Genomic DNA, 5,284 nt, shown 5'->3' with positions numbered 1-5,284 from the left:
AGGAGGGCGGATGGGAGTCTGGATTTCCTGGGGCGGATCGATCAGCAGGTGAAGGTCCGGGGGTATCGGATCGAGCTGGGGGAGATCGAGGCGGCGCTGTCGGCTCACCCGGGGGTCCGGGACGCGGTCGTCGTCGCACGCGAGGACACCCCCGGCGACAAGCGTCTCGTCGGCTACGTCGTCCCCTCCGTCGACACCCCGCCCGAGACCGCGGAACTGCGCGAACTCCTCGCCCGCGACCTCCCCGACTACATGGTCCCCGCGGCATTCGTCCCGCTCGACGTCCTCCCGCTCACCCCCAACGGGAAGCTGGACCGGCGGGCCCTGCCCGCTCCCGGGCACGACGCCTACGCCCGCTCCGCCTACGTCGCCCCCCGCACCCCTGTCGAGGCACGGCTCGCCGAGGTCTGGGCCACCGCCCTGGAGGTCGACCGCGTCGGCGTCCACGACAGCTTCTTCGACCTCGGCGGCGACTCCATCCGAGCCGTCGCCCTCGTCGGCGCCCTGCGCACCGAGGGATTCGACCTGTCCGTGCGCGACGTCTTCGACCGCCGGACCGTGGCCGAACTCTGCGAGCTGCTGACCGGCCGCTCCGCGCTCGACGCCGAACGGCTCCGGCTCGTCGAGCCGTTCGAGCTGATCTCCGACGAGGACCGGGCCCTGCTTCCCGACGGGATCGTGGACGCCTACCCGCTGTCCCAGATCCAGACCGGCATGGTCATCGAGATGCTGGCCGACGACGAGAAGAACCACTACCACAACTGCAGCTGCTTCCGGATCCTCGACGACAGGCCCTTCGACCGGGCCGCCTTCGCACAGGCCGTCGCCCATGTCGTGGACCGCCACGACATGCTCCGCACCTCCGTCCATCTCACGGACTACTCGGTGCCGATGCAACTGGTTCACGCGCACGCCGGGGCCGACACCGGCGTGCGCGACCTCGGCCACCTCGACGAGGACGGACTGCGTGAATCACTCGCCGAGTTCGTCCGTGCGGAACGGGCCGACGCCTTCGACCTGGGCCGCCCCGCCCTGATGCGGTTCCACGCGCACACCACGCGTGACACCACCTGGTGGATCTCCGTCACCGAATGCCACCCCATCATGGAGGGCTGGAGCTACCACTCCCTCCTGATGGAACTCCTCGGCATCTACCAGCGGCTCCGGGACGGCCGAGAACCCGAACCGTACGAGCGGCCCGCCGTCCGCTTCGCCGACTCCATCGCCGGTGAACTCGCCTCCCTCGCCTCCGACGAGGACCGCGCCTTCTGGCGCCGGATCACCCACGACTACGAGAAGTTCACCCTGCCCGCGAACTGGGGCGACGACAGCGACGCCCCGCCCGTCAAGCACCACGTCCAGATCCCCTGGGACGACCTGGAGCCCGGCCTGCGCGCCCTCGCCAGCAAGGCCGACGCCTCGCTCAAGAGCGTCATGCTCGCCTCGTTCGGCAAGGTGATGAGCGCGCTCACCGACGCCGAGCGGTTCCACGCCGGACTCGTCTTCGACGTGCGCCCCGAGGTCACCGGCGCCGACCGCGTCTACGGCATGTACCTCAACACCCTGCCGCTGGCCTTCGACCGGATGCCGGCCACCTGGCTGGAGCTCGTGCGGAACACCTTCGCCCGCGAGGTCGAGACCTGGGAGCACCGCCGTCACCCGCTGCCCGCCGTGCAGCGCGAGATCGGCGGCACCCAGCGCCTCATCGACGTCTTCTTCAACTACCAGGACTTCCGGCAGGTCGACGCCTCCCTCGTCGACGACGGCGTCGGCATCGACGACAGCCCCACCGAGTTCCCGCTGACCATCTCCTCCCGGGTCAAGCACATCTTCCTCACCGCGGACTCCCGGTCCCTCACCCCGGAGAACACCGAACGCATCGGCGCCATGTTCCGCGCCGTCCTGGAGGCCATGGCCGCCGACCCCGACGGGGACGCCCGCGCGACGCTCGTCCCCGCCGACGAGCACGAGCGGCTGATCAGGACCTGGGCGGTCAATCCCACCGAACCGGTGACCCGGACCGTGTACGAGCTGTTCGAGGAGCAGGCCGCCCGCACTCCCGACGCCCTCGCCGTCGTCTCCGGCCATGAGCGGCTGACCTACGCCGAACTGGACACGCGCGCCAACCGCCTCGCGCACGAACTGCGCGCGCTGGGCGTCGTGTCGGAGTCCGTCGTAGGCGTCCTCCTCGACCGCGGCGTCGACCTGGTCGTCGGCCTCCTCGGCGTCTGGAAGGCGGGCGGCGCCTATCTGCCGATGGACCCCGTCTTCCCGGCCGAACGCGTCGCCCACGTGCTCGCCGACGCCCGCGCCGACGTACTGCTCACCCAGGAGGCCCACCGCGGCCGGGCCGGTGACGCGTACGCCGGACACATCCTGCTCACCGACGGCGACCGGGCGTCCATCGACGGCAGGCCCGGCCAGGCACCCGAGCGGACCACCGACCTGGACCGGCTCGCGTACGTCATCTACACCTCCGGCTCCACCGGCACGCCCAAGGGTGTCCTCGTCCCGCACGCCGGACTCGCCCACCACGTCCGCTGGGCCGTCGACGAACTGACCGGAGCGGGCGGCGGCGCGCCCCTGTTCTCCTCCATCGCCTTCGACCTCGTCGTGCCCAACGTCTGGGCCCCGCTGCTGTCCGGTCAGCCCGTCCACGTCGTGCCGCAGGACGTGGACCTCGGCGACCTCGGCGGAGCACTCGCCGCCCACGCCCCGTACGCCTTCGTCAAACTGACCCCCGCGCACCTGGAGGTCCTCGCCCACCAGCTCACCGCCGAACAGGCCCGGGAGCTCGCCCCGCTGCTCGTCGTCGCGGGCGAGGCCTTCCGCCGCCAGGTCGCCCGCACCTGGCAGGAACTCGCCCCCGGTGCCCGGCTGATCAACGAGTACGGCCCCACCGAGACGTCCGTCGGCACCTGCACCTGGCCCGTCCCCGGACCGGGGACGAAGGACGGACTGCCCGACGTGATGCCCATCGGCCGCCCCCTGCCGGGCGTGTCGATGTACGTCCTGGACGACCGGCTGCGACCGGTGCCGACCGGTGTCCCGGGAGAGCTGTACGTCGGCGGCACGGGCGTGGCCCGCGGCTACCTCGCCCAGCCGCTCCTCACCGCCGAACGCTTCGTCCCCGACCCGTACGGCCCGCCCGGCGCCCGGCTCTACCGCACCGGCGACCTCGTGCGCGTCCTGCCCGACGGCGCCGTCGACTTCCTCGGCCGCGGCGACGGACAGATCAAGATACGCGGCTACCGCGTCGAACTCGGCGAGATCGAGGCCGCGCTCGGCGACCACCCCGCCGTCACGGACGCCCGCGTGGTGCTCCGCGAGGACACCCCCGGCGACAAGCGCCTGGTCGCCTACCTCGTTCCCGCGGGGGACGACGCACCCGACCCCGCCGACCTGCACACCCTGCTCGGCCGCACCCTGCCCGAGTACATGGTGCCGTCCGCGTTCGTGCCTCTCGGCGCCCTCCCGCTCAACGCCAACGGCAAGCTGGACCGGCACGCCCTGCCCGCACCCGGCCAGGACGCCTATGCCCGCGTCGCGTACACCCCACCGCGCACCCCGCTGGAGGAACGCGTCACCGCCGTATGGACCCAGGTCCTCGGCCACGACCCCATCGGCGTCCACGACGACTTCTTCGACCTCGGCGGCGACTCCATCCGAGCCGTCGCCCTCGTCGGCGCCCTGCGCGGCGAACGCCTCGACGTCGCGGTCAAGGACGTCTTCGCCCACCGCACCGTCGCCGCACTGTGCGAGCTGCTCTCCGGCCGCACGGCCCTGAGCGCCGACGCCCACGCCGCCATCGCGCCGTACGCGCTGATCACCGACGAGGACCGGGCGAAGCTGCCGCAGGGCGTGGTCGACGCCTACCCGCTCTCCCTCGTGCAGACCGGCATGCTCGTCGAGACGCTCGCCGACGACACGCGGAACAACTACCACAACGTCAACGTCTACCGGGTCCACGACGACCAGCCGTTCGACACCGCCGCCTTCGAGGAGGCCGTCCGCATCCTCGTCGCCCGCCACGAGCCGCTGCGCACCTCCGTCGCCCTCACCGGCTACTCGGCGCCCATGCAACTCGTGCACGCCGGGGCCGACGTGCCCGTGACCGTGCGCGACCTGCGCGGACTGTCCGAGGAACGGCAGCGGCGGAACATCACCGGCTACGTCGCCGACGAACGCGCGCACGTCTTCGACCTGACCGCCGGCCGACCGCTGCTGCGGGTCGCCGCGCACCTGCTCGGCGACGACTGGCTGTGCACCTTCACCCAGTCCCACGCCGTCATGGACGGCTGGAGCAACCAGCTGTTCCTGGTGGACCTGGTCGGCGTCTACCGGCGGCTGCGCGAGGGCCGGGAGCCGGAGCCGTACCAGCACCCCGCCGTCCGGTTCGCCGACTCCGTCGCCGCCGAACTCGCCGCCCTGGAATCGGCCGAGGACCGGGCCTACTGGGACGGCATGGTCTCCACCCACGTCAAGGCCGGCATCCCGGCCGACTGGCACGGCGACCTGTCCGCACCCGCCGGGACCGTCCGGGCCGGTGTCCGCTTCGGCGACCTGGAGGAGCCGCTGCGCGCCCTCGCCGACACCGCACGCGTCCCCGTCAAGAGCGTCCTGGTCGCCGCGTTCATGAAGGTCGTCGGCCAGCTCACCGACGAACCCGCCTACCACGCGGGCCTCGTCACCCACTCACGCCCGGAGGCGCCCGGCGCCGACCGCCTCTACGGCACCTACCTCAACACCCTGCCCTTCCCCGCCGACCGGACCGCCCGCACCTGGCGGGAACTGGTGCGCCGGATGTCCGACCGGGAGATCGAGGCATGGCCGCACCGGCACTTCCCGATGCCCGCCATCGCCGCGCCCGGTGGCGGTCGCCCGGTCGACATCTTCTTCGGCTACCTCGACTTCCACCGCATGGACGCCGAGGAGGCCGAGGACGGCTGGGGCTACAACGACGCCCCCAACGAGTTCGCGCTCACCGTCACCGCCCTCCAGGGCGTTCTCAGCCTGCGCTCCACCTCCCATGTCCTCAGCCAGTCGAACGCCGACCGGATCGCCGGCATGTTCCGCGCCGTGCTGGAGGCCATGGCCGCCGACCCCGACGGCGACGCACGTGCCGTGTACCTCCCCGAGGGGGAACGCGAACTGCTGCTCACCGCGGGCCTGGCCGCCTCGCCCGCCACACCCGTGACGCGGACGGTGCACGAGTTGTTCGAGGAGCAGGTGGCGCGTACGCCGGACGCGGTGGCGGTGGTGGCGGGCGAGGTGTCGTTGTCGT

At 72.2% G+C, this 5,284-nt stretch carries 1 protein-coding gene; it reads left to right on the top strand.

The genetic code is table 11. The features are described 5' to 3' along the window. Nucleotides 1–5,284, top strand: a 5,284-nt coding sequence (locus tag ACFYY6_RS38175) for an amino acid adenylation domain-containing protein (RefSeq protein WP_389197750.1), incomplete at both ends; no start/stop codon positions are given.

The sequence above is a fragment of the Streptomyces sp. NPDC001750 genome, assembly GCF_042892615.1.
Taxonomy (GTDB): Bacteria; Actinomycetota; Actinomycetes; order Streptomycetales; family Streptomycetaceae; genus Streptomyces.
Note: the sequence above shows the minus strand (reverse complement) of the source record. Positions and strands in the feature narration are given on the sequence as shown.